Origin of the sequence: uncultured Roseovarius sp. (assembly GCF_963972555.1) — a bacterium.
In the GTDB taxonomy this organism is placed as follows: Bacteria; Pseudomonadota; Alphaproteobacteria; order Rhodobacterales; family Rhodobacteraceae; genus Roseovarius; species Roseovarius mucosus.
Window position 1 is genome coordinate 1 of the sequence record NZ_CAXAUM010000028.1, and the last position, 23,304, is coordinate 23,304.

19 protein-coding genes are annotated in these 23,304 nt (G+C 62.6%); 14 read left to right on the forward strand and 5 right to left on the reverse strand.

Annotation, left to right across the window (positions count from 1 at the left end; genetic code table 11):
• The 7 genes from AACZ65_RS17565 to cobS all read left to right on the forward strand — a co-directional run.
• The coding region (locus tag AACZ65_RS17565; RefSeq protein WP_339673080.1) for a DUF3696 domain-containing protein at nt 1-1,419 on the forward strand (1,419 nt) is incomplete at its 5' end.
• 2 nt (nt 1,420-1,421) lie between these two features.
• Nucleotides 1,422-2,519: a hypothetical protein gene (locus AACZ65_RS17570; RefSeq protein WP_339673083.1), complete on the forward strand. Its 1,098-nt coding sequence runs from the start codon at nt 1,422-1,424 to the stop codon at nt 2,517-2,519.
• A gap of 293 nt (nt 2,520-2,812) precedes the next feature.
• Nucleotides 2,813-3,955: an acyl-CoA dehydrogenase family protein gene (locus tag AACZ65_RS17575; protein ID WP_339673085.1), complete on the forward strand. Its 1,143-nt coding sequence runs from the start codon at nt 2,813-2,815 to the stop codon at nt 3,953-3,955.
• Nucleotides 3,952-5,001, forward strand: a complete 1,050-nt coding sequence (locus AACZ65_RS17580; protein WP_339673088.1) for an enoyl-CoA hydratase/isomerase family protein — start codon at nt 3,952-3,954, stop codon at nt 4,999-5,001. Before AACZ65_RS17575 ends, AACZ65_RS17580 begins: the two co-directional genes overlap by 4 nt.
• Nucleotides 4,998-5,870, forward strand: a complete 873-nt coding sequence (gene mmsB / locus AACZ65_RS17585; RefSeq protein WP_339673091.1) for a 3-hydroxyisobutyrate dehydrogenase — start codon at nt 4,998-5,000, stop codon at nt 5,868-5,870. The genes AACZ65_RS17580 and mmsB overlap by 4 nt, the downstream gene beginning before the upstream one ends.
• On the forward strand, nt 5,870-6,523 hold the full coding sequence (locus AACZ65_RS17590; protein WP_339673093.1) for a Crp/Fnr family transcriptional regulator: 654 nt from the start codon (nt 5,870-5,872) through the stop codon (nt 6,521-6,523). Before mmsB ends, AACZ65_RS17590 begins: the two co-directional genes overlap by 1 nt.
• Before the next feature lie 126 nt (nt 6,524-6,649).
• Nucleotides 6,650-7,636, forward strand: a complete 987-nt coding sequence (gene cobS, locus AACZ65_RS17595) for a cobaltochelatase subunit CobS (RefSeq protein WP_339673095.1) — start codon at nt 6,650-6,652, stop codon at nt 7,634-7,636.
• A 14-nt stretch (nt 7,637-7,650) separates the two neighbouring features.
• Here the strand turns inward: cobS and AACZ65_RS17600 are convergent, their stop codons facing one another.
• Nucleotides 7,651-7,884, reverse strand: coding sequence for a hypothetical protein (locus tag AACZ65_RS17600; RefSeq protein WP_339673097.1), 234 nt, complete (start codon nt 7,882-7,884; stop codon nt 7,651-7,653).
• A gap of 98 nt (nt 7,885-7,982) precedes the next feature.
• On the opposite strand from AACZ65_RS17600, the gene cobT reads away from it, so the two are divergent.
• The 3 genes from cobT to AACZ65_RS17615 all read left to right on the forward strand — a co-directional run bounded on the left by cobT (nt 7,983) and on the right by AACZ65_RS17615 (nt 12,185).
• On the forward strand, nt 7,983-9,860 hold the full coding sequence (cobT, locus tag AACZ65_RS17605) for a cobaltochelatase subunit CobT (RefSeq protein WP_339673099.1): 1,878 nt from the start codon (nt 7,983-7,985) through the stop codon (nt 9,858-9,860).
• Between the two features lie 117 nt (nt 9,861-9,977).
• Nucleotides 9,978-11,780, forward strand: a complete 1,803-nt coding sequence (locus tag AACZ65_RS17610; protein WP_339673101.1) for an aminopeptidase P family protein — start codon at nt 9,978-9,980, stop codon at nt 11,778-11,780.
• A 63-nt stretch (nt 11,781-11,843) separates the two neighbouring features.
• Entirely contained in the window at nt 11,844-12,185 is a 342-nt protein-coding gene (locus tag AACZ65_RS17615; RefSeq protein WP_339673103.1) for a DUF427 domain-containing protein, read from the forward strand.
• Between the two features lie 70 nt (nt 12,186-12,255).
• Here AACZ65_RS17615 and AACZ65_RS17620 read toward each other — a convergent pair whose 3' ends face one another.
• Entirely contained in the window at nt 12,256-13,944 is a 1,689-nt protein-coding gene (locus tag AACZ65_RS17620; protein ID WP_339673105.1) for a chloride channel protein, read from the reverse strand.
• 161 nt (nt 13,945-14,105) lie between these two features.
• On the opposite strand from AACZ65_RS17620, the gene AACZ65_RS17625 reads away from it, so the two are divergent.
• The gene (locus tag AACZ65_RS17625; RefSeq protein WP_339673107.1) at nt 14,106-15,482 is read left to right on the forward strand and encodes an FAD-linked oxidase C-terminal domain-containing protein; all 1,377 of its coding nucleotides are present in this window, start codon (nt 14,106-14,108) and stop codon (nt 15,480-15,482) included.
• Between the two features lie 71 nt (nt 15,483-15,553).
• Here the strand turns inward: AACZ65_RS17625 and recN are convergent, their stop codons facing one another.
• The 3 genes from recN to AACZ65_RS17640 all read right to left on the reverse strand — a co-directional run bounded on the left by recN (nt 15,554) and on the right by AACZ65_RS17640 (nt 19,837).
• Nucleotides 15,554-17,203: a DNA repair protein RecN gene (gene recN, locus AACZ65_RS17630; protein ID WP_339673109.1), complete on the reverse strand. Its 1,650-nt coding sequence runs from the start codon at nt 17,201-17,203 to the stop codon at nt 15,554-15,556.
• 36 nt (nt 17,204-17,239) lie between these two features.
• Nucleotides 17,240-18,088, reverse strand: a complete 849-nt coding sequence (locus AACZ65_RS17635) for an outer membrane protein assembly factor BamD (RefSeq protein ID WP_037268433.1) — start codon at nt 18,086-18,088, stop codon at nt 17,240-17,242.
• A 150-nt stretch (nt 18,089-18,238) separates the two neighbouring features.
• A complete protein-coding gene (locus AACZ65_RS17640) occupies nt 18,239-19,837 on the reverse strand; it encodes a phosphoenolpyruvate carboxykinase (RefSeq protein WP_339673112.1) in 1,599 nt (532 codons plus the stop codon).
• A 296-nt stretch (nt 19,838-20,133) separates the two neighbouring features.
• On the opposite strand from AACZ65_RS17640, the gene AACZ65_RS17645 reads away from it, so the two are divergent.
• The 3 genes from AACZ65_RS17645 to AACZ65_RS17655 are packed head-to-tail and all read left to right on the forward strand — an operon-like array spanning nt 20,134 to nt 23,218.
• Entirely contained in the window at nt 20,134-20,661 is a 528-nt protein-coding gene (locus AACZ65_RS17645) for a flavin reductase family protein (RefSeq protein ID WP_339673115.1), read from the forward strand.
• Between the two features lie 10 nt (nt 20,662-20,671).
• Nucleotides 20,672-22,144, forward strand: a complete 1,473-nt coding sequence (locus tag AACZ65_RS17650; protein WP_339673117.1) for an aldehyde dehydrogenase — start codon at nt 20,672-20,674, stop codon at nt 22,142-22,144.
• 15 nt (nt 22,145-22,159) lie between these two features.
• A complete protein-coding gene (locus AACZ65_RS17655) occupies nt 22,160-23,218 on the forward strand; it encodes an LLM class flavin-dependent oxidoreductase (RefSeq protein WP_339673119.1) in 1,059 nt (352 codons plus the stop codon).
• Nucleotides 23,219-23,304 lie beyond the last annotated feature (86 nt).

Genomic DNA, 23,304 nt, shown 5'->3' on the forward strand with positions numbered 1-23,304 from the left:
CGTAAACACCAACCGGGCTCCGGTCGCGGCTGGATGAAAGTTCAGTGGCAGGTCAATAGCGAGGCAGTGTTCTCATTTTTTGTGAGGGATTTGTCAGTCAATCATCGTGAACGCTATCCGTACTACAGAACGTACTACAGTCAAAGAACCAGAATTAACGTTGAGGAACTTAGTGTCGCATTTGCAGTAAGTGCTCATTCAGGAAAGACGTTCTTGAAAAGAATTGAACTGGATGTGCCATCCGAAGGTATCAACTTCGACGCGACCTTCTCACATAAGAATTCTTCGGAAAACAGTTTGCGGGTGAATGGTGTAAATGTTGCTGAACTGATACGTGGTTACGAAATTGACCGCATTAATCCACGATTGTTTACGCATCCAATGTTCATTGCGAAATCGAAGGAAAGCACTGCTTCAGTTAAGCGCTATGCGCATCACAACATGGTTTTTGCCGAAACATTAGAGCGACTCCTACAAGCTAACACCCCGAACAACTTGAGTGACGCAACCATTGAAAGAGAAGTTCGAAGAATCCTCTCAGCAGAATCTTTGAACAATGAGATGCTGATAGGTTTTGAACGCGCTACCAATACGAAAACTTTTAAACGCTTGTATGAGCGAATCCGGGAAGAGCCGAAATCGAAGATCTCAAGGAATATTAGATCTCTTTACATGATGTCGAGATCTTTCACTCTTCTTGAGGTGCTGGAGGAAGAACTCACCGACTATTTTCGAGGGGTCGGTTACATCGGCCCTGCTCGCGCAGCGGGCGAACGATTCTACCGAAAGCAAGAGCTTGAAGTGTCTGAAATATCCTCGGATGGGCAGAATTTTCCAATGTTCTTGGCATCGTTGACACCGAATCGTCTCTCACAATTTTCTGAGTGGGTCGAGAACATTTTTGGTTATGGCATTGAACTTGGTTCAAGTGGGGGCCACATCACTATCAATCTTAGAGCTGGTAGCCGTTCGGTTAATGTAACGGACACTGGATATGGGGTTTCTCAGATTTTGCCAGTCCTTGGAATGATTTGGTGGGCTGGCGTTCGTCGTACGGATCGTCCTTCAAACTTTCGCGGCTCAAGCATTTCTCAAACTCTTGCCATTGAGCAGCCAGAGTTGCACTTGCACCCTGCCCATCAGGCCAAACTCGCCGACGTATTTGCTGGAGCAATCCGGCAAGGCAAAGACCACGCCCGAAGAGCCGATGTCAGATTGGTTATCGAAACGCATAGTGAAGCACTCATCAACAGACTCGGTGAATTGATCGAGGGCGGTAAAATCTCCCATAATGATGTCCAAATTGTAATCTTCTCTGCCGAAGACGACATTAACTCTCCGACTGACGTCTCACTCGCTGAATTCGATGAAGGTGGTGTCTTGAACAACTGGCCCTTCGGTTTTTTCAACTACAGCTGAACATGATATTTCTTCTTGATGAAACTAGTGAGCAGCTAGAGGCCCAAGATGGGGCCCAGGTCGAAGACCTTTTTAGCAGACTAATCGAAACAGATCGTCGAGGCCGACATTATTTCGTATTGTCTCGAGTCCTTGCGGATTGGGCACTAGAGAACTTGGCATTGAGTGCCCGCCACAAGAGTCACCTAGTTGGAATTCGTGAACAGTATGCGATGCGCGGTGCACTACCGAAGAGTTCTGGTGTCTTTCTTCAAATTGGCTTTGAAAGTATTGGTGTGTGTCAGATGAACGAAGGCTTTTTTAAAATTGGCGTTGATGCTTTCTTAGCTGGTGAATACGCCGAGAGTCGAGCCGCGTTAGTGCTAGAAGACATAGTGAATGATGCTGGTTTGTACAAGCATGTGTTAGGTGAAGCTCGAAAGCTGACCAATGTCCCTAATTTTAATTTTGAACCTGTGCATTCTGGCGGTAGCAGAATTGTTCCAGTCTTCGAAACCGAAGTTAATAAGGGCAAGGTCGTATGCTGCATCGTAGACACAGATATGTTGGCTCCTTGCTCAAAAAAGGGCGTGACTGCAAGGAATGTCCTTGCGATCCAACGCCGACGAAATGAAGACACAGCGTCAACAGCTGCCTCTTTTGTTGGACGAGCGTTCTGCACTGTAGGCCACGAGTTAGAGAACTGTATCCCATATTTCATCGTCAAGGAGTTCGCTGCAGTCAGTCAGCTAACATCGGATATATTGGATAGAGTGGCTGTTCAGGATGACTCGGTTGACGCCGGAACCTGCTTTTGGCTTCACTTCGATGTCAAGAATGGTCTTTGCGGTGAGACCATCATTGAAAAGCGGGAGGCTGGACATTTGTCGGAAGCTTCAGTCACTTGGATACAGGCTAGGCTCGGTTTGAATGATCAAGATTTCCGAAGCGTAAAGATAGATGGCTTCGGTGAAGAAATTGTAGACAAGTTTTTAAGTTCCCCAGCCGCCCTTAGAAAATTCCACACGTTTACTCGAACAAATTATTGGAAGAGCCTTTTTTTGGAGCGTTTTGAAGAGCTCCTTTGGTATTTCGCCGCACCTGCGAGGGAGAGAGTTTGAGTTCGACTACGTTGGTCGCTGGCAAAGCGTGAGGTCACTCAGGCGAGCTCTGCTTTCAGGAAGCTGCGTTGCGGCGCGCCGGAACTAGATGGGTGCCCGCCTTGGGCCGGCCATGAAAGTCGCCATTTCCAAAAACCCCGTTGCTGTAAACTTCACTGTAATTCACTGCAAACTTCGCTGTCACGCTACAACAGTCACGCTACACACAAACCTTCCCCCCATCCCCCCTTTGCAATAGTTCTGAAATAGTTTTTAATTAAACAGCCGTTCATTTCAGCGTAGAGGAGCCGCCGATGGATTTCGCCCTTACCGAGGAACAGACCGCCATTTTCGACATGGCCCATGCCTTTGGACAGGACCGCATCGCGCCGCATGCCCGCGATTGGGAACGGGCTGGCACCATTCCCAAGGAGCTTTGGCCGGAAATCGCGGCCCTTGGCTTTGGCGGCCTCTATGTGAGCGAGGAGGCGGGCGGCTCGGGCCTTACGCGCCTTGATGCGACGCTGGTGTTCGAGGCGCTCTCGATGGCCTGCCCCTCGGTCGCGGCGTTCCTCTCGATCCACAACATGTGCGCCAAGATGATCGACAAATTCGCCAGCGCAGAGATGAAAGCGCGCGTTCTGCCCCGCGCCCTAACCATGGAAACCGTGCTGTCCTATTGCCTGACCGAGCCCGGTTCCGGCTCTGACGCCGCCGCCCTCAAGACCCGCGCCGAGCGCACCAATGAGGGCTATGCCCTCAACGGCACCAAGGCCTTCATTTCCGGCGGCGGCTATTCTGACGCCTATGTCGTCATGGTCCGCACCGGCGGCGATGGCCCCAAGGGCATCTCGACCGTCTATGTCGAGGATGGCACAGCGGGGCTCAGCTATGGCGGGCTCGAGGATAAAATGGGCTGGCGCAGCCAACCGACCCGGCAGGTGCAGTTTGACAATTGCAACATTTCTGCCGACAACCTGGTGGGTGAAGAGGGCAAAGGTTTCACTTATGCGATGAATGGCCTTGATGGCGGCCGTCTTAACATCGCCGCCTGCTCGCTTGGGGCGGCCCAGCAGGGTCTCAACCAGACACTCGGCTATATGGCCGAGCGCCGCGCCTTCGGCAAACCGATCGACCAGTTTCAGGCGCTGCAATTCCGCCTCGCCGATATGGAGATCGAGCTTCAGGCCGCCCGCACCTTCCTCCGCCAGGCGGCGTGGAAGCTCGACCATGACGCGCCCGATGCCACGAAATTCTGCGCCATGGCCAAGAAATTCGTGACCGAAACCGGCAGCCGCGTGGTCAACCAATGCCTGCAACTACATGGCGGCTACGGCTATCTGGCCGATTACGGGATCGAGAAACTGGTCCGCGACCTGCGCGTGCATGAAATTCTCGAAGGCACCAACGAGATCATGCGCCTGATCGTGGCGCGGCAGATGCTGGCGGACCAATGAGCACGGATATCCACATCCGCAAAGAGGGCCGCGCCGGGCGCATCACCCTCACCCGCCCCAAGGCGCTCAATGCGCTGAGCTACGACATGGCCACGGCCATAGAGGCGGCGCTGGAGGACTGGCGCTCGGACGATGACGTGGCCGTCATCCTGGTCGACGCGACAGGCGACAAGGCGTTTTGCGCCGGCGGCGACATTCAGCAGCTTTACGACACCGGGCGCGCGGGCGACTATGGCTTCGGCCGCCGCTTCTGGGCCGATGAATACCGTCTCAATGCCAGGATCGCGCGCTATCCCAAACCCTATGTCGCGCTGATGCAGGGCTTTGTCATGGGGGGCGGCGTGGGCATTTCCTGTCACGGGTCGCATCGCGTCACCTGCGAGAGCACGCAAATCGCCATGCCCGAATGCGGCATCGGCCTTGTGCCCGATGTGGGCGGCTCCCTGATCCTCGCCCGCGCGCCGGGGCGCTTGGGCGAATACCTCGGCACCACCGGCAGCCGCATGGGGCCGGATGATGCGATTCATGCCGGATTCGCAGACGTTTACGTCCCGGAGCTCAAGTGGGACGCGCTCACCGCCGCACTGGTGGAAACCGGCGATCCGGCCGTGATCGCCGCCCACGCCGAGACACCACCGCCCGGTGCCTTGCGTGCCCTCAGCCCCCAGATCGACCGCCATTTCGGTGGCGAGACACTGCACGACATCCTCAACGCCCTGCGCGCCGAGGACAGCGATTTCGCGCGCGACACATTGAAACTCCTCAGTCGCAATTCGCCCCTCTCGATGGCCTGTGCCATCGAGATGATCCACCGTCTGCGCGGCCCCGTCGTCGATATTACGCGCGCCCTTGGCCTTGAATACCGTTTCACCTATCGTGCGATGGAACAGGGCGATTTCCTCGAAGGCATCCGCGCCGCGATCATCGACAAGGACAGAAAACCGAATTGGAAACATGGGCTTGATAGCCTGCCCGGCGTAGCGGTCGCGCAGATGCTGCAACCCTTGGGCAAAGACGCCCTGACGCTGGAGGAGACAGGAACATGAAGATCGGGTTTATCGGGCTGGGCAATATGGGTGGACCTATGGCGGCCAATCTGGCCCGCGCAGGCCATGACGTCACCGGCTTTGACATGGCAGAGGTCAAGATCGACGGCGTGGCCATGACCACCAGCGCCGCAGAGGCCGCGCGCGACGCCGCCGTGGTCATCACCATGCTGCCCAACGGGGCCATCTTGCGCCGCGTCGCAGCCGAGGTGATCCCGGCCATGACCCCCGGTGCCGTGCTGCTGGACTGCTCCACCGTCGACGTTGCCAGCGCCCGCGATGTGGCGGCAGAGGCGCAGGCGGCGGGCCTCTCGGCGCTCGATGCGCCGGTGTCGGGCGGCGTCGGAGGTGCCACCGCAGGCACGCTCACCTTCATGGTCGGCGGCGATGAGGCGGGCTTTAACATCGCCCGCGACCTCTTTGACATCATGGGACAAAAGGCGGTGCATTGCGGCCCCTCCGGCAATGGTCAGGCGGCCAAGATCTGCAACAACATGATCCTCGGCGTCACCATGATCGCCACCTGCGAGGCCTTTGCCCTGGCCGACAAGCTGGGGCTCGACCGGCAGGCGATGTTCGATGTGGTCTCGACCTCTTCGGGCTATAGCTGGTCGTTGAACGCCTATTGCCCGGCCCCCGGCGTTGGCCCCAAATCCCCCGCCGACAACGACTACAAACCGGGCTTTGCCGCCGACCTCATGCTCAAGGACCTGCGCCTCTCGCAACAGGCCGCCGAGGCGGCGGATGCCGACACGCCGATGGGCCGCGCCGCCTGTGACCTCTACGCGCAATTCGTCGAAGCCGAGGATGGCGCCGGCCGCGATTTCTCGGCGATGCTGCCCCGGTTCGAGAACCGCGGGCGCGGCTGATGGCATGGGTGGCGCGCGCGCCCGGCCTGCCGCCGCTCGACCCCGAGGCGCGTGCCCTGCTCGACCGCCTGACGCCCATGACCTCGCCTGCGGGCACCGTGCTGTTTCACCCCGGCGATACGGTCAAGGGCTTCGTGGTCATGCTCTCGGGCCGGGTCGATGTCTATCTCACCGGCGCTTCGGGGCGTGAACTCCTGCTTTACGCGGTCGAACCGGGGCAGAGCTGCGTGCAGTCCACCCTTGGCCTCATGGGCGGCAACGATTACTCCGGCGAGGCGATCACCCGCACGGCTTGCGAACTGGTGCTGGTGCCGCGCGATATGTTCCTGCGGCTCATGGATCTCTCCGACGCATTCCGGCATTTCGTTTTCGCGGCCTTCGCGCAACGCCTGCAATCCATGATGCACCTGCTCGACCGCGTGGCCTTTCAGCGCATTGAGACCCGCCTCGCGCAATGCCTGCTCGACCGGGCGGCGAGCGGCACGCTCCATGCCACCCATGCCGAAATCGCCGTGATGATCGGCTCTGCCCGCGAAGTGGTCTCGCGCCGCCTCGATGCGTTGGCGCGGCGTGGCATCGTGACCGTTGAGCGCGGCATGGTGCGGATTCTCGACGCCGAAACCCTCGCCGACATCGCCCAAAGCACCGACTGACCGCGGGATCAGGCCAAACGCGCCCCCGTCATAAGGCCAGCGCAATCTTGCCCCTTCCCCTTGCCCTCTGCTGCGATATGTTGCACGACGAGACCTGAGAAACGACCCGATTGAAGGACCGGCGTAATGGCTGACGGAATGATGGACATCAACGCGAAACCGACCGAGGAAATCTCGGTCCGCGAGACATTCGGCATCGACACCGACATGATCGTCAAGGGTTTCGCCACCCGGACCGAGCGTGTGCCGGAATTCGACTCGACCTATAAATTCGATCCCGACACCACGCTCGCGATCCTCGCCGGGTTTTCCCACAACCGCCGCGTGATGATCCAAGGGTATCACGGCACCGGCAAATCCACCCATATCGAACAGGTCGCTGCCCGCCTCAACTGGCCCTGCGTGCGTGTCAACCTCGACAGCCACATCAGCCGGATCGACCTCATCGGCAAGGACGCGATCAAGCTGCGCGACGGCGTGCAGGTGACGGAATTCCACGAAGGCATCCTGCCTTGGGCGCTGCGCAACCCGACCGCCATCGTGTTCGACGAATATGACGCAGGCCGCGCCGACGTGATGTTCGTGATCCAGCGCGTGCTGGAGGCCGACGGCAAGCTCACGCTTCTGGACCAGAACGAGGTGATTTCGCCCAACCCCTATTTCCGCCTCTTCGCCACGGCCAACACCGTGGGTCTGGGCGACACCACCGGGCTTTATCACGGCACCCAGCAGATCAATCAGGGCCAGATGGACCGCTGGTCGCTCGTCGCCACGCTCAACTATCTCAGCCATGATGCCGAAACCGCCATCGTGCTGGCCAAGAACCCGCTCTACAACACCGCCGAGGGGCGCAAGACCATCAGCCGCATGGTGACGGTCGCAGACCTCAGCCGCACCGCCTTCATGAATGGCGAGCTTTCAACCGTCATGAGCCCCCGCACCGTGATCGCATGGGCGCAAAACGCCACCATTTTCCGCAACGTGGGCTACGCCTTCCGCCTGACCTTCCTCAATAAATGCGACGAGTTGGAGCGTCAGACCGTGGCCGAATTCTACCAGCGCTGCTTTGACGAGGAACTGCCCGAGAGTGCCGCGAATGTGAAAGTGCGGTGACGCGAACGGCGGCGTCAGACCTCGGCCTTGGCCGCGTCTTCCATCGTGGACACGCGCGTGTCAAGATCGTGGGAATGTGCCGCCATCAGGGTCAGGATATGCGTAAGTCCGTTAATACGCGCATCGACACCGTCAAACCGGCTTTCTATGCCGTCAAATCGGGTATCAATCGCGTCAAACCGCTCTCGCATTTCGCGGCGCATCTCCTGCAAGAGTGCTACGGTATGATTGTCCGGTGTCTTTGCCATTCGGCGTCTCCCTCTCAGCCCAAGATAGGCTCTTGGATGCATCCTTGCAAACTTTCGGTTAACACATCGCTAACTGCCAAAACCACGGGGACAGCCCGATGAACAAACCCACCGACAACCCCGCCGATCCGTTCAAAAAGGCGCTCGCCAACGCCACCAAGGTGATGGCGGACGATTCCGACCTGACGGTCAGCTATTCGGTGGACCCCAGCGGCATCTCCGGCGATGCCATGCGCCTGCCGCAGGTCTCGCGCCGCATGAGCCGCGAAGAGGTGCTCTTGGCCCGCGGCACCGCCGATGCGCTGGCGCTGCGCCACAAATTCCATGATGCGGGCACCCATGCCCGCTACGCGCCCCCCGGCGACATGGCGCGCGACCTCTACGAGGCGATGGAAACCGCCCGTTGCGAGGCGGTGGGTGCCCGCGACATGCCCGGCACCGCCACCAATATCGACGCCAAGATTGCGCAGGACGCCAATCGTCTGGGGTTCGAGCGCATAACCTCCACCGCCGACGCCCCCCTGCCCGCCGCCGCCGGATACCTCATCCGCCACCTCGCCACGGGCCGCGACATGCCCGCAGGCGCGCAAAACGTGATGAACCTCTGGCGCGGCTTTATCGAGGAACAGGCCGGCGGCACGCTCGGCGCGCTTCAGGATACTCTCGCCGATCAGACCGCTTTCGCCAAATTCGCCCGCCGCATCATCGAGGATCTGGGCTACGGCGACCAGTTGGGCGATGACCCCGACAGCATGGACGACGACCAGCAGGACGAGGCCGAAGAGAGCGGCGAAGAGCAGGAAGAGCCCGACAGCACCGGTCAGGACGACAGCCAGGAAACCGAGGCCGAAGCCGACCCCGAGCGCAGCCAGGACGAACAGCAGGACGCGGCCCAGGCGCAGGTCAGCATGGAGGATATGTCCGACGAAGAGATGCAGGACGAAACCGAGCTGCCCGAGGGCGAAGCCCCGCTCGAGCCGCCCGCCCCTGCGCCCATCTCCGACGCCGATCCCCATTACACCGTCTACAACACCGCCTTCGACGAAGAAATCCGCGCCGAGGATCTGGCCGACCCGGTCGAGTTGGAACGCCTGCGCGCCTATCTCGATCAACAGTTGGAACCGCTCAAGGGCGCGGTCTCGCGCCTTGCCAACAAGCTGCAACGCCGCCTTCAGGCCCAACAAAGCCGCTCGTGGGAATTCGACCGAGAAGAGGGCATCTTGGACGCAGGCCGTCTTGCGCGCGTGGTGGCCAACCCGACCACGCCGCTCAGCTTCAAGGTGGAAAAGGATACCGAATTCCGCGACACGATGGTGACGCTGCTTCTGGATAATTCCGGCTCGATGCGCGGTCGCCCCATTTCCATCGCCGCCATCTGCGCCGATGTTCTGGCGCGCACGCTGGAACGCTGCTCGGTCAAGGTGGAAATCCTCGGCTTCACCACCCGCGCCTGGAAAGGCGGCCAAAGCCGCGAAAAATGGCTGGCCGAGGGCCGCCCGCAATTGCCCGGCCGCCTCAACGACCTGCGCCACATCGTCTATAAATCCGCCGATGCCCCCATGCGCCGCACCCGCGACAATCTCGGACTGATGATGAAAGAGGGGCTCTTGAAGGAAAACATCGACGGCGAGGCGCTCGAATGGGCGCACCGCCGCATGATCCAGCGCAAGGAAGCGCGCAAGATCCTGATGGTGATCTCCGACGGCGCGCCGGTCGATGACTCGACGCTCTCGGTCAACCCCGCCAATTACTTGGAAAAACACCTGCGCGACGTGATCGCCATGGTCGAGCGCCGCAAACAGGTGGAACTGCTGGCCATCGGCATCGGCCATGACGTGACCCGCTATTACCAGCGCGCCGTGACCATCACCGACGCCGACCAATTGGCGGGTGCCATGACCGAGCAGCTGGCCGCGCTTTTTGACAGCGACCCGCGCGCCCGTGCCCGCGTCATGGGCATCCGCCGCGCGGGCTGACCCCCCCTGTTTCCTTTGGCCCGGTTTCATCTGGCCCGAAATACCTCGGGGGAGGCCCGGATGAAATCCGGGACGGGGGCAGCGCCCCCAAACCCCGACCGCCCCGCAGGAGAACGCATGTTTCAGTCCTTCACCCAACCCGCACACCCCGATCAGGGCCCGCCCCGGCTGGAGCGTCTCCGCCGCGCCATGGCCGAGGCCCGGCTTGCGGGCTGGCTCGTGCCCCGCGCCGATGCCCATCAGGGCGAATACGTGGCCCCCTGCGATGACCGTCTGGCTTGGCTCACGGGCTTTACCGGTTCTGCCGGGTTCTGCGCGGTGCTGCCGGATGTGGCAGGCGTATTTACGGACGGGCGCTACCGCGTGCAGGTCCGCGCGCAGGTCGCCATCCCGCATTTCACCCCCGTTGATTGGCCCGACACCCGCCTTGGCCCCTGGCTGCGCGAGCATCTGCCAGAGGGCGGCACCGTGGGCTTTGATCCCTGGCTCTACACCCCTGAACAGATCGACGCCCTGACCGAGGCCCTGTCAGGCACCGCAATCCGCCTTGAACCCCATGCCAACCTGATCGACGCCATCTGGTCCGATCGCCCCGCGCCCCCGCAAGGGGCCATCACCCCTTGGCCCGACACGCTCGCAGGGGCCAGTTCTTCTGAAAAACGCGCAGCCTTGGCCGAAACCCTGCGCAAGGCTGGCCAGAAATCGGCGGTCCTCACCCTCACCGACTCGATCGCGTGGCTCTTCAATATCCGGGGCCGTGACATCCCCCGCAACCCGGTGGCGCAGGGCTTTGCCATCCTGCATGATGACGGGCGCGCCGAACTCTTCACCGACCCCGCCAAGCTGGATGCCGCCGCCCGCGCACATCTGGGACCAGAGGTCACGCTCAGCCCCCCCGACGCGTTCGAGGCGGCGCTGGCCACCCTCCCTGGCTCGGTGCGCCTTGACCGCGCCTCTGTGCCTTTGCGCGTGGCGCAGGTCCTCGAGGCCGCCGAAATCGCTCATCAATGGGGCGCTGATCCCTGCCTTCTGCCCAAGGCGCGCAAGACGCCAGCCGAAATTTCTGCCACCCGCGCCGCCCACCTGCGCGACGGGGCCGCAATGTGCGAGTTCCTCAGCTGGTTCGACGCACAGCCCCCCGGCACGCTCACCGAAATCGACGTGGTGCGGCGGCTCGAGCAGGCCCGCGCCGCCACTGGCAAACTGCTCGACATCAGCTTTGACACCATCGCCGGCTCCGGCCCCAACGGCGCGCTGCCGCATTACCGCGTGACCGAGGCCAGCAACCGCCGCCTCCTTGACGGCGAGTTGCTCGTGCTCGACAGTGGCGGGCAATATCTCGACGGGACCACCGACATCACACGGACCCTGCCCATCGGCACCCCAGGTGCCGCCGAGCGCGCGGCCTTCACCCGTGTGTTGCAGGGCATGATCGCCATCTCGCGCCTGCGCTTCCCCAAGGGGCTGGCGGGGCGCGACCTTGATGCCATCGCGCGCATGCCGCTGTGGCTCGCGGATCAGGATTACGCCCATGGAACGGGCCACGGGGTCGGTGTGTATCTCTGCGTCCACGAAGGCCCGCAACGCCTCTCGCGGCTCTCGGATACCCCGCTGGAAGCAGGCATGATTCTCTCGAACGAACCCGGCTATTACCGCGAGGGCGCGTTTGGCATCCGAATCGAGAACCTCATCGTCGTGACGGCGCTCGACCCGGCCCCGGGCGGCGACGGGGCGACCCAGCTTGGGTTCGAAACACTGACCTATACCCCGATAGATACCCGCCTCATCGACGACACTCTGCTCACGAAACCCGAACGGGACTGGCTCAACAGCTATCACACCGCCTGCCGCGACAAGATTGGCCCTCTGCTTTCGCCTCCGGCCCGGCTATGGTTGGACAAAGTAACGCAGACAAGCTGACATATTCCTGTTAGGTTCCTGCGTCAGACCAAAATCAAGATCAAAAGAAAAAGGGGATGGACAATGGCACGTATCACGATTCGCAAGGCCGAGGGCACCTGGACGGTCCGCGCCGGGGGCGCCGTTCTGGCCGAGAGCCGCAATGCGCTGGAATTGACCGAAGGCGATTATCCCTTCGTGATCTATTTTCCGCGCACCGACATCGCCATGGCCTTTCTCGACGAGACCGAACAATTCAGCCATTGCCCCTACAAGGGCGACGCGCGCTATTTCTCGATCATCACCAAGAGCCAGACTCTTGAGAATGCCGCCTGGAGCTATGAATCCCCCAAGCCCGACGTGGCCGAAATCAAGGATCACATCGCCTTTTACGCGACAGAGTCGGTGACCGTCGAACGGGTCTGACCCGGCTTTAAAGCGTTTGAATTGGCGCAATTTCGAACCAAAAAGTCACTCAACTTTTTCTGAAATTGCTTTAGCTGTGCTCTTCCTCTGACACCGCCGCCAGCGCGCGGTTATAGGCCTTGAGCGCATCGACATGAAACAGTGCGCCCGACAATTCGGGCGGCTGATCCCCCCCCGACAGCGTGACCACTGGCACAAAGGGCACATTCGCCCGCTCGAAGAGCGGCATCGCCTGTTCCAGCGTGGCGGCGACGTCCAGATAAACCCCCTGCTCGATCAAGGACCAGCACTGGTCAGCATCCGCTGCGCGCGCATCATCCGGCGCGCGCATGACCTTGGCCACCCGGAACATGCCCAAGAGGTAATCCTGCGGCCCCGCCGCAAGCCGAATACCCCGCCGCATCAGCTGCGCCAGAAAGAACGACCGCCGCACCAGCCGTGATCCCAGCGCCGTCGACGTCGAGACCGCCACCATCACCGCCAGCCCCGTTTGCCAGTCTCCGGTCAACTCGAACACGATCATCGTGGTCGAGATTGGCGCGCCCAGCACCGCCGCCGCGACCGCCCCCATGCCCGCCAGCGCATAGAGCGTGTGTGCGCCGGACAAGTCGGGCAAAAGCGCTGTCGCCACATGGCCAAAGGCCAACCCGGTCAGCGCGCCGACCATCAGCGATGGGGAAAAGACCCCGCCCCCCATCCGCCCGCCAATGGTGATCGCCACCGCCACCACCTTGAGCACGGCAAACACCGCCGCCTCATGCCACAAGAGCTTGCCGGTCAGCGCCGCCGACGTGGTCTCATATCCAACCCCGATGATATGCGGAAACCAAATCGCCATGACGCCCAGAAGCGCCCCGGCCCCCATGGGCCGCAACCAGCGCGGCAGGTCCAGCCGCGCCTGCACATGCCCGGCCACATCCTCGGCCAGAAAAATCGCCCGCATCAGGGCGGCGGCCACCACGCCGCAAACCAGCCCAAGGATCAGAAAGGCCGGCAATTCCGCATAGAATTCCAATACACCAGCCTCAGGCAACGTGAATTCGGTCACGCCCCCAAACTCCAGCCGGTTGATCACCGTGCCCGCCACGCTGGCAATGGCAATCGGCGCAAAGGCATGCACCGCGAAATGCCGCAGCACCACTTCCAGCGCGAAGAGCGCCCCGGCAATGGGCGCATTGAACGAGGCCGAGACCGCCGCCGCCACCGCACAACCCAAGAGGTCGCGGCCCGTGACCCCATCCGCATGGATGCGCTCGCTCACCCAAGAGGAAATAACCCCGGCCAGATGCACCACCGGCCCCTCACGCCCCGAAGAGCCGCCCATGCCCAGCGTGATCAGCGACGCCGCCGCCGAGGCCAGACCCTCGCGCCGCTCCACCCGCCCCTCATAGAGCGCGGCCCCCTCGATCACATCCGCGACCGAACGCACCCGCCCATCAGGGGTAAAGCGGTGCAGGATCAGCCCCACCACCAGCCCGCCCATGATGGGCAGCGCCAGGATCCAGTACCACGGCAGATGCTCCGCATAGCTATGCAGCCGCGCCACATCCTCGGTGCCGTACACCAACCCCTGCAAGGCGATGATCCCCTTGCGAAAGAGCAGCGCCGCAAAGCCTGCGGCAATGCCGATGGCAAGGGCAATCAGCCAGAATTGAAACTGGCTCGGCCCGCGCTTGCGCAGCACGCGCCATCCCTCGCGCAGGCTCTCGCCCATGCCCCGGCGCAGCTGGCTCCAAAAGGATGACTCGTCGGCCTGCATCTCTCCCCGTCGCGCGGCACGCGCGCTTCATACTCCGCGCGGCACGCGCGCTTCTCATCTACTGCGACCCGCGCGCTTCTCATCTACCGCGGCACGCGCGCTTTTCCCTTCCGGCGACATGCATTAGGTTGCGCCCGACGCCCCATTCAGAAAGCCGCCCCATGGACATCGCCCGCGCCATCGCCGACCTCCAATCCTCTCTAGGACAACGGATCACCCTGTCCAAGTCCGATCTCGACCTGCATGGTCAGAGTGAATCGCATTTTCCGGCCAGCCCGCCCGATGCCGTGGCCTATCCCGAGAGCACGGCCGAGGTGGCCGAGATCGTCACCATCTGCGCCCGCCACCGCGTGCCGGTGGTGGCCTGGGGCACCGGCACCTCGCTCGAGGGGCAGGCGCAGGCGTTTCGCGGCGGCGTCGTGGTCGATTTCTCGCGCATGGATGCCGTGCTCGATGTGGCCGAGGCAGACATGACCGCGCGGGTGCAACCGGGGGTGACGCGCGAGGCGCTCAACACCGCGCTGCGCGCCTCCGGCCTCTTTTTTCCGGTCGATCCCGGTGCCAATGCCTCGCTGGGCGGCATGGCCTCGACCCGCGCCAGCGGCACCACCGCCGTCCGCTATGGCACCATGCGCGACAATGTTCTGGCGCTCGAGGTCGTGACCGCCACCGGCGAGGTGATCCGCACCGGCACCGGCGCGCGCAAATCCTCGTCGGGCTATGATCTCACCGGACTTTTCGTGGGGGCTGAGGGCACGCTCGGTCTCATCACCGAACTCACCCTGCGCCTCGCGGGCCAGCCCGAGGCGATTTCCGCAGCCGTCTGCGCCTTCGACAGCGTGGCCGATGCAGTGTCCACCGTGATCGACACCATCCAATGCGGTATCCCGATGGCGCGGATCGAACTGATGGACACCGACAGCGTGCGCGCGGTCAACGCCCATTCCGGTATGTCCCTGCCCGAGAAACCCCATCTCCTGCTCGAATTCCACGGCACCCCCGCCAGCACCGCCGAACAGGCCGAGAGCTTTGGTGCCTTGGCGCGCGAACACAACGGATCGGATTTCGACTGGGCCACCCAGACCGAGGCGCGCAATGCCCTCTGGACCATGCGCCACAAGGCCTATTACGCCATCCTTGCCTCTCGCCCCGGCGCGCGCGCCATTGTCACCGACATCTGCGTGCCGATCTCGCGTCTGGCCGAAGCGATCGAGGACACCCGCAGCGATCTCGCCCAATCCGGCGTCATGGGGCCGATCCTGGGCCATGTCGGCGATGGCAATTTCCACGCGATCCTGCTCATCGACCCCGACAACCCCGCCGAACTCGCCGCCGCCAAGGCCGCCTCCGACCGCATGGTCACACGTGCCCTGGCCCTTGGCGGCACCGCCACCGGCGAGCATGGCATCGGGATCGGCAAACTCGATTACATGCAGCGCGAACATGGGGGCGGCTGGGCCCTGATGGGCACGATCAAACAGGCCCTGGACCCGCTCAACATCCTCAACCCCGGCAAACTCGTGCCGCCAAGAAACTGACACCGCGCTTCATCTGGCCTAAAATACCTCGGGGGAGTCGGCCACAGGCCGACGGGGGCAGCGCCCCCATCTCACCCTTCCATCAACGCCTCGGCGGCGGCGCGGGCCTCGGGTGTGATCCGCTCGCCAGAGAGCATCCGCGCGATCTCGTCCACCCGGTCCGCGCCTGTCATCGCCCGCACGGTCGAGAGCGTTTCCTCCCCCTCGACCCGCTTTTCCACCCGCCAGTGATGCGCACCGCGCGCGGCCACCTGCGGCGAATGCGTGACCACCAGCACCTGACCGCCCGCCGCCAATTGCGCCAGCCTGCGGCCCACCGCATCCGCCGTGGCCCCGCCGACGCCCCGGTCGATCTCGTCAAAGATCATCGTCACGCCACTTTCGGTGCCCGTGAGGCACACCTTGAGCGCCAGCAGAAACCGGCTCAATTCCCCGCCCGAGGCGATCTTGGCCAGCGGTCCCGCCGGTGCGCCGGGATTGGTCGCCACCTGAAACACAACGTCATCCTGCCCTGATGCCCCCGGCTCGGCCCGGCGCATCTGGGTCGTGAACACCGCCCGCTCCATCTTGAGCGGGGCCAGCTCCGCCATCACAGCCACGTCAAGCCGCGCTGCGGCTTTCGCCCGCGCCGCACTCAGCGCCTCGGCCTTTGCGGCATACTCGGTCTCCGCCTCTGTCACCGCCTCCGCCAGCGCGCGCATATCCGCATCGCCCCGGTCCAGCGCCGTCAACTGCGCGCGCAAGCCCTCGGCAAAGTCCGCCAGATCGTCGGGCAAAACCCCATGTTTGCGCGCCAGCCCCCGGATCGCAAAAAGCCGCTCTTCCACCGCCTCAAGCTCCATCGGGTTGAACTCGAGCGCCTCAAGGCAGCGCAGCACGCCGCGCCCCGCCTCATCGAGTTCCACCAGCGCCCGGCCAATCGCCGCGATGGCCTGATCCAATTGGCCCTCGGCCCGTTCTGCCGCGCCTTCCAGCCAGCGCAGCGCATCGCCCGCCGCCCCTTCGGCCCCGTTGAGGCCCAGCGCCTCGGCGGCCTTGGCAATATCCTCGCGAATACGCTCCGCCCCCTGCATCATGCGGCGGCGCGCGTCCAAAGCCACCTCTTCGCCGGGCTCAGGGTTTAGCGCATCAAGCTCCGCCACCGCATGCCGCAGGAATTCCTCCTCCGCGCGCAATGCCGACTGCGCCGCCTCTGCCGCAGCCCGCGCCTTGCGCTTGCCCGCCAGATCTCGCCACGCGGTGCGCACGGCCTCGCGCTGCACACCCAATTCGCCAAACGCATCCAGCAAATCGCGATGCGCCTTGGGATCGAGCAGACCGCGATCATCCTGCTGCCCGTGCAATTCCACCAGCACATCCGACAATTGCCGCAGCACCTCACCCGAGACCCGCCGGTCATTGACCCAGGCCGTCTTGCGCCCATCGGCGCTGTTGACCCGGCGCAGGATCAATACCTCGTCCTCGGGCAATCCCGCCTCGCGCAGTACCGCGCGCGCCGGATGATCCGGGGACAGGTCGAACTCGGCCACCACCTCGCCCTGATCGGCACCCCGGCGCACCAATTCCGCCCGCCCGCGCCAGCCCAGAACGAACCCCAGACTGTCCAGCAGGATCGACTTGCCCGCGCCGGTCTCGCCGGTCAACACGTTTAGGCCCGGCTGGAACACAAGGTCCAGCCGGTCGATAATCAACATGTCGCGAATTTCAAGCGCGCGCAGCATCAGGCCATCCCGTCGGGCAGGGGCATCCCGCCCCCTCTAGAGCCAGCGACCCTGAATGGTCTGCCGATAGATCTGCTGCAACCAGCCGTCGCCTGCCGCCTCCAGCGTATAGCCCCGCCCGGTCAAGAGCTTGTAGCTGTCCTCATACCAATCGGTGCCCTGGAAATTGTGGCCCAGAATGGCCCCCGCCGTGCGCGCCTCGTTCACCAGCCCCAGCGACAGGTAGGATTCCACCAGCCGGTGCAGCGCCTCGGCGGTATGGGTCGTGGTCTGGAAATCCTCGACCACCACCCGGAACCGGTTGGCGGCCGCCGCGAAATTGTCACGCTTGAGGTAATAGCGCCCGATCTCCATTTCCTTCGACGCCAGGTGGTCAAAGGCCAGATCGAATTTCAGGATCGCGGCATTGGCATATTCGCTGTCGGGATACCGCTCGATCACCTCGCGTAGCGATTGCAGCGCCTGAAAGGTCAGCCCCTGATCGCGCCCGACCTCGTCGATCTGATCGTAATAGCTCAGCGCCAGCAGGTATTGCGCATAGGCCGCGTCCTCATCGGTCGGGTAAAAGTCGATGAAGCGTTGGGCCGCGGCACGGCTTTCCTCATAGGCCTTGTCCTGATGATGGGCAAAGGCCTGCATGATCACCGCCCGCTTGGCCAGGTCCGAATAGGGATAGAGTCGCTCGACCTCGGCAAAGCTTTGCGCGGCCAGATCGGGATCGCGCTGCGCCAGATCATACTCGCCACGCTCGAAAATCTGCTGCGCGGTATAATTCTCGTAATTGACGTTGCCGCGCTCGACGCTTTCTTTTTCACCACAGCCCGCTATGACCATGGCCACAGCAAGGGCACCCAACAGCCGGACCCGGGACGTGCCGATTCTCATGCGCGATCTCACTCTCAGTTGCGATGCGCGGGTCGTAACGCCCGCGTCGCCCCGGTCCTAGCACATTAATTTGCGGTGCAAAACGCCTTTGGCATGTTTTGGCACCCCCCGAACACCCCATCCGAGGGCACCGGGGGGCCAAACCCGATCTTAGCCCAGCGCTACCGCGCGCAGATCGTCATCGACATGCGGCAAATATTGCGCGAAATTATCCGCAAACATCTGCACCAGCTTGGCTGCCTGTGCATCATAGGCCGCCGGATCATGCCATGTACGGCGCGGATCAAGCAGCACATCGGCCACGCCCGGCACCGATACCGGCACATCAAAGCCGAAATTCTCGTCCTTGCGGAACTCGACCCCGTTGAGCGAGCCATCAAGCGCCGCGGTCAAGAGCGCGCGCGTGGCCTTGATCGGCATCCGCGATCCGGTGCCATAGGCCCCGCCCGTCCAGCCCGAATTGACCAGCCAGCACGACGCGCCGTGGCTCTCGATCTTGGTGCGCAACAGGTTGCCGTACACTTCGGGACGGCGCGGCATGAACGGCGCACCAAAGCAGGTCGAAAACACCGGCTGCGGCTCGGTCAGGCCCCGTTCGGTCCCAGCCATCTTGGCGGTAAAGCCCGACAGGAAATGATACATCGCCTGTGCAGGCGTCAGCCGCGCGATGGGGGGCAGCACGCCAAACGCATCGCAGGTCAGCATCACCACATTGCGCGGATGCCCCGCAATCCCGGTAGCCGAGGCATTGGGGATATAATTCAGAGGATAGGCGCAACGCATATTCTCGGTCAGGCTCGAATCCTCATAGTCCAATTCGCGTGTCTCGGCGTCATAGACCATGTTCTCGATCACCGTGCCGAACATCGAGCAGGTGGCATAGATTTCCGGCTCCGCCTCGGCGCTCAGATGGATGGTCTTGGCATAGCAGCCACCCTCGAAATTGAACGTGCCCGTGTCGGACCAGCCATGCTCGTCATCGCCCAGCAGCGTCCGGTTCGGATCGGCCGACAGCGTGGTCTTGCCGGTGCCCGACAGACCAAAGAAAACGGCGGCATCCTCGGGGTCGTCCTTGGCATGGTTGGCCGAGCAATGCATCGGCATCACACCCTTTTCAGGCAGCAGGTAATTCATCAACCCAAAGATGGATTTCTTGTTCTCGCCCGCATATTCGGTGTTGCCGATCAGGATCAGCTTGGCGTCGATATTGACCGCGATCACCGTTTCGGACCGGCAGCCATGGCGCTCGGGGTCGGCCTTGAAGCCGGTGCAGTTGATCACCGTGTAATCGGCCACGAAATGATCCAGCGCCTCGCGCTCGGGGCGACGCAGCATGTGGCGGATAAAGAGGTTGTGCCACGCCAGTTCATTGACCAGCCGCACGTTGATGCTGTGCTCGGGGTCCGCCCCCGCGACCAGATCCTGAACAAAGACTTCGCGTCCCGCCAGATAGGCCAGCATATCCTTGTGCAACTGATCGAAATGCTCGGGCGACATCGGCAGGTTGTTATCCCACCAGATCGTGTTTTCCGTGGTCGGCGTGCGCACTGTGAACTTGTCCTTGGGCGACCGGCCGGTGAATTCACCCGTGCTCACCAAGAGCGTGCCGCCCTGCCCCAATTCTCCTTCGCCGCGCTGCACCGAAGCCGCGACCAAGGCAGGCTCCATCAGGTTGTAATGAACCTTGCCCAGACCCGAAATTCCCTGATCTTCCAGCCGAAAACGCGGATTTACCCGTCCTGCCGTCATGTCTTTCTCCCTTTTGGGCGTGGGCGCCCTACCCTGTCCGACACCGCTCCGGCGGCGCATTCCTGTCAGCTAGTCCAGCGTCATACGGATTCGCAACCCGCAAACAAGTCCGTTTTTCCAAGTTAGCGCAATCACTTGGCAGGAATCCGCAATGCTGCAGGTGCAAACATCCCATACAGAAGGTCAATTCGAATTATTCGAACATATGCAGCAAAACAATTCGTTTTCAAAAATTCACCTTTCATGTCAGCCTGTAACGGCCGATCAAAACCACTCGCCAAACCCAAGGACAGCCCATGCAACAGCCCCTCCCCGCCCCCGTGGACAGAGCCAGCTTCGTGCACGCCATGCGCCGCGTCGCGGCCTCGGTCACCGTGGTTACGACCGATGGGCCGATGGGCCGGTTCGGGGCCACGGTCAGCGCCTTTGCCTCGGTCTCCGCCGATCCGCCTTCGGTTCTCGTATGCCTGCACGGGCAGAGCCGGATCGCCCGCGCCGTGGCCGCCAATGGCCGGTTCTGCGTCAATGTCCTGCCCGAAGGCAGCACCGACATCGCCGACCGCTTTGCCGGGCGGCACGATGGCTGGATCACCGACCGCTTCTCGGGCATCGACTGCTACGGCACGCCCGGCACCGCCCCGCTGCTGGAAGGGGCCACCGGCTTTGCCTGTGATCTGGCGCAGAGCGTGTCCTCGGGCAGCCATCTCATCGTGATCGGCCATGTCACCAGCGTCTTCGACGCAGGGGCCGCCCCCCTCGCATGGCGCGACGGCGGCTATCACAGGGTCATCCCCAAGGATGCCCCGTGCTGCGCGGCGGAATAAGGGGCCAGAGATGATCACACACTATCAGATGCTGATCGACGGCGCTTGGGTCGATGCCTCGGACGGTGCCCGGTTTGACACCTTCAACCCCGCCACCGGCACGGTTTGGGCCACCGCCCCCGAGGCGACAGAGGCCGACGTGACCCACGCCATCGAGGCCGCGCATCGCGCCTGTTACGACGGCCCCTGGGCGCGCATGACCCCCACTCAACGCGGCCAATGCCTGCGCCGCCTGGGCGATCTGCTGGCCGACCACAGCGAAGCCTTGGGCGAGATCGAGACCCGCGATTCCGGCAAGATGTTCAAGGAAACCCGCTGGCAGGCCAAGTATATCGCCGAATTCCTGCATTTCTACGGCGGCGCCGCCGACAAGATCACCGGCGAAACCCTCCCCATCGACAAGCCCGACATGTTCGTCTTTACCCACCGCGAACCCTTGGGCGTGGTGGCGGCCATCGTGCCGTGGAACTCCCAGCTTTTCCTTACGGCGGTCAAACTCGGCCCGGCCCTCGCCGCGGGCAATACGCTCGTGCTCAAGACCTCGGAACACGCCCCCGCCGTGATCCTCGAATTCGGGCGGCTGATTGCAGAGGCGGGCATCCCCGACGGTGTGGTCAATATCGTCACCGGCCACGGCGATCCCTGCGGTCGCGTGCTCACCTCGCATCCGCTTGTGGCGAGGATCAGCTTTACCGGCGGTCCCAATGCCGCGCGCCATGTCCTCACGAACTCCACTCAGAATTTCGCGCAGGTAAGCTTGGAACTGGGCGGCAAATCCCCTTTTCTCGTCTTTGCCGATGCCGACATCGAAAGTGCCGTGAACGGCGCGGTCGCGGGCATCTTCGGCGCCTCCGGCCAAAGCTGCGTCGCAGGCTCGCGTCTGATTGTGCACGAGGATATTGCCGACGATTTCCTCACCCGCCTCAGCACCATCGCCCGCAGTATCCGCATCGGGGACCCCATGGAAGAGGAAACCCAGATGGGCCCGCTTTGCACCCGCGCGCAACTCGATCATATCGAACGCGAGGTCGCTCATGCCCAGACCCAGGGCGCGCGCCTGATCTGCGGTGGCAAACGCGCGGCAGCAGGCGAGATGTTCTTTGAACCCACGATCCTCGATTGCCCCTCCCCCGACCTGCGCATCGTCGATACCGAGCTTTTCGGCCCGGTCCTCTCGGTGCTGCGGTTCAAAACCGAGGCCGAGGCGCTGACCCTCGCCAATGGCTCCGAACATGGTCTGGCCGCAGGCATCTTTACCCGCGACAGCGCCCGCGCCCTGCGCCTGTCACGCGCGGTGCGCGCGGGTATCGTCTGGGTCAACACCTACCGCGCCATCAGCCCCATCGCCGAATTCGGCGGTACGAAATCCAGCGGCTATGGCCGCGAGAGTGGCTTTCAGGCGCTCTACGATTACACACGGCCCAAGACCGTCTGGATGAACATGTCCGACGATCCCATGGCCAACCCCTTTCAAATGCGCTGATCACAGGAGACCGGCATGAAATTCCACCTTGCAATCAATCTCGAACGGCTCGATCCTTCGACGGATATGAAGGCGCTGCGCGACCACACGCTCGAAATGGTGCAAATGGCCGAGGCGGGCGGCTTTGAAATCGCCTGGGCGGCAGAGCATCACGCACTTGAGATGACCATCGCCCCCAATCCCTTTCAGATCCTGACATGGTGGGGCGAGCATACCAGCCGCATCCGCCTGGGCGTGGGCGTGGTCAACGCCGCCTATTGGCACCCCATCCGCCTTGCCGGCGAGGCCGCGATGCTCGATCTGCTCAGCGACGGGCGGCTCGAATTCGGCATCGGCTCGGGCGCCTATCAGCGCGAGTTTGACCGCATGATGCCCGGCCTCGCTCAGCCCGATAGCTGGCGCTACATGCAGGAATCGCTGCCCGTAGTGCAAAACCTCTGGGCAGGCGACTACGCCCATGACGGCGAATACTGGCAATTCCCCACCGCCACCTCCTGCCCCAAACCGGTGCAATCCGAGGTGCCGATCTGGGTCGCCGCCCGTGCGCCCATCACCTTCGACTACGCCGTGGAACATGGCTGCGACATCATGAGCTGGCCGCTCACCATGCCCTTTTCCGAGGCCGAGAATTACCGCGCCCGGCTCGACGCCGCGATTGCCAGGAATGGCGGGCACTATGACGGACGCTGGGCGCTCATGCGCCACACGGCGGTCTACGAGACCGAGGAGGACCGGCAGGCCGCCCTCGCGGCCCTGCGCCGCGTTCTGGGCCAATTCGGCAACCTGATGATGAAACGCGGCGAGGTGGTCAACGGCTTCCCCGATCCCGTCCCGCTGGCAGAGCTGGAGGGCAACGCCCGCACCGATCCTGCCATGCTCGAAGAAAACCTCGCCTTCGGCAGCCCCGACACCGTGGCCGAGAAGGTGCGCCAATACGAGGGCTTGGGCGTCGATGCCTTCATCTATTACGCCTCGATGGGGCTCGACATGGAGCGCCAGAAACGCTCGCTGCAACTCTTCATCGACAAGGTGATGCCGCAGTTCGCAGAGCAATCCATCGCCGCGGCAGAGTGATCCGCCAATGCTGGTCTGTCAGGCCTAAGGGGGAAAGTGGCGCGGTTGACGGGGCTCGAACCCGCGACCCCCGGCGTGACAGGCCG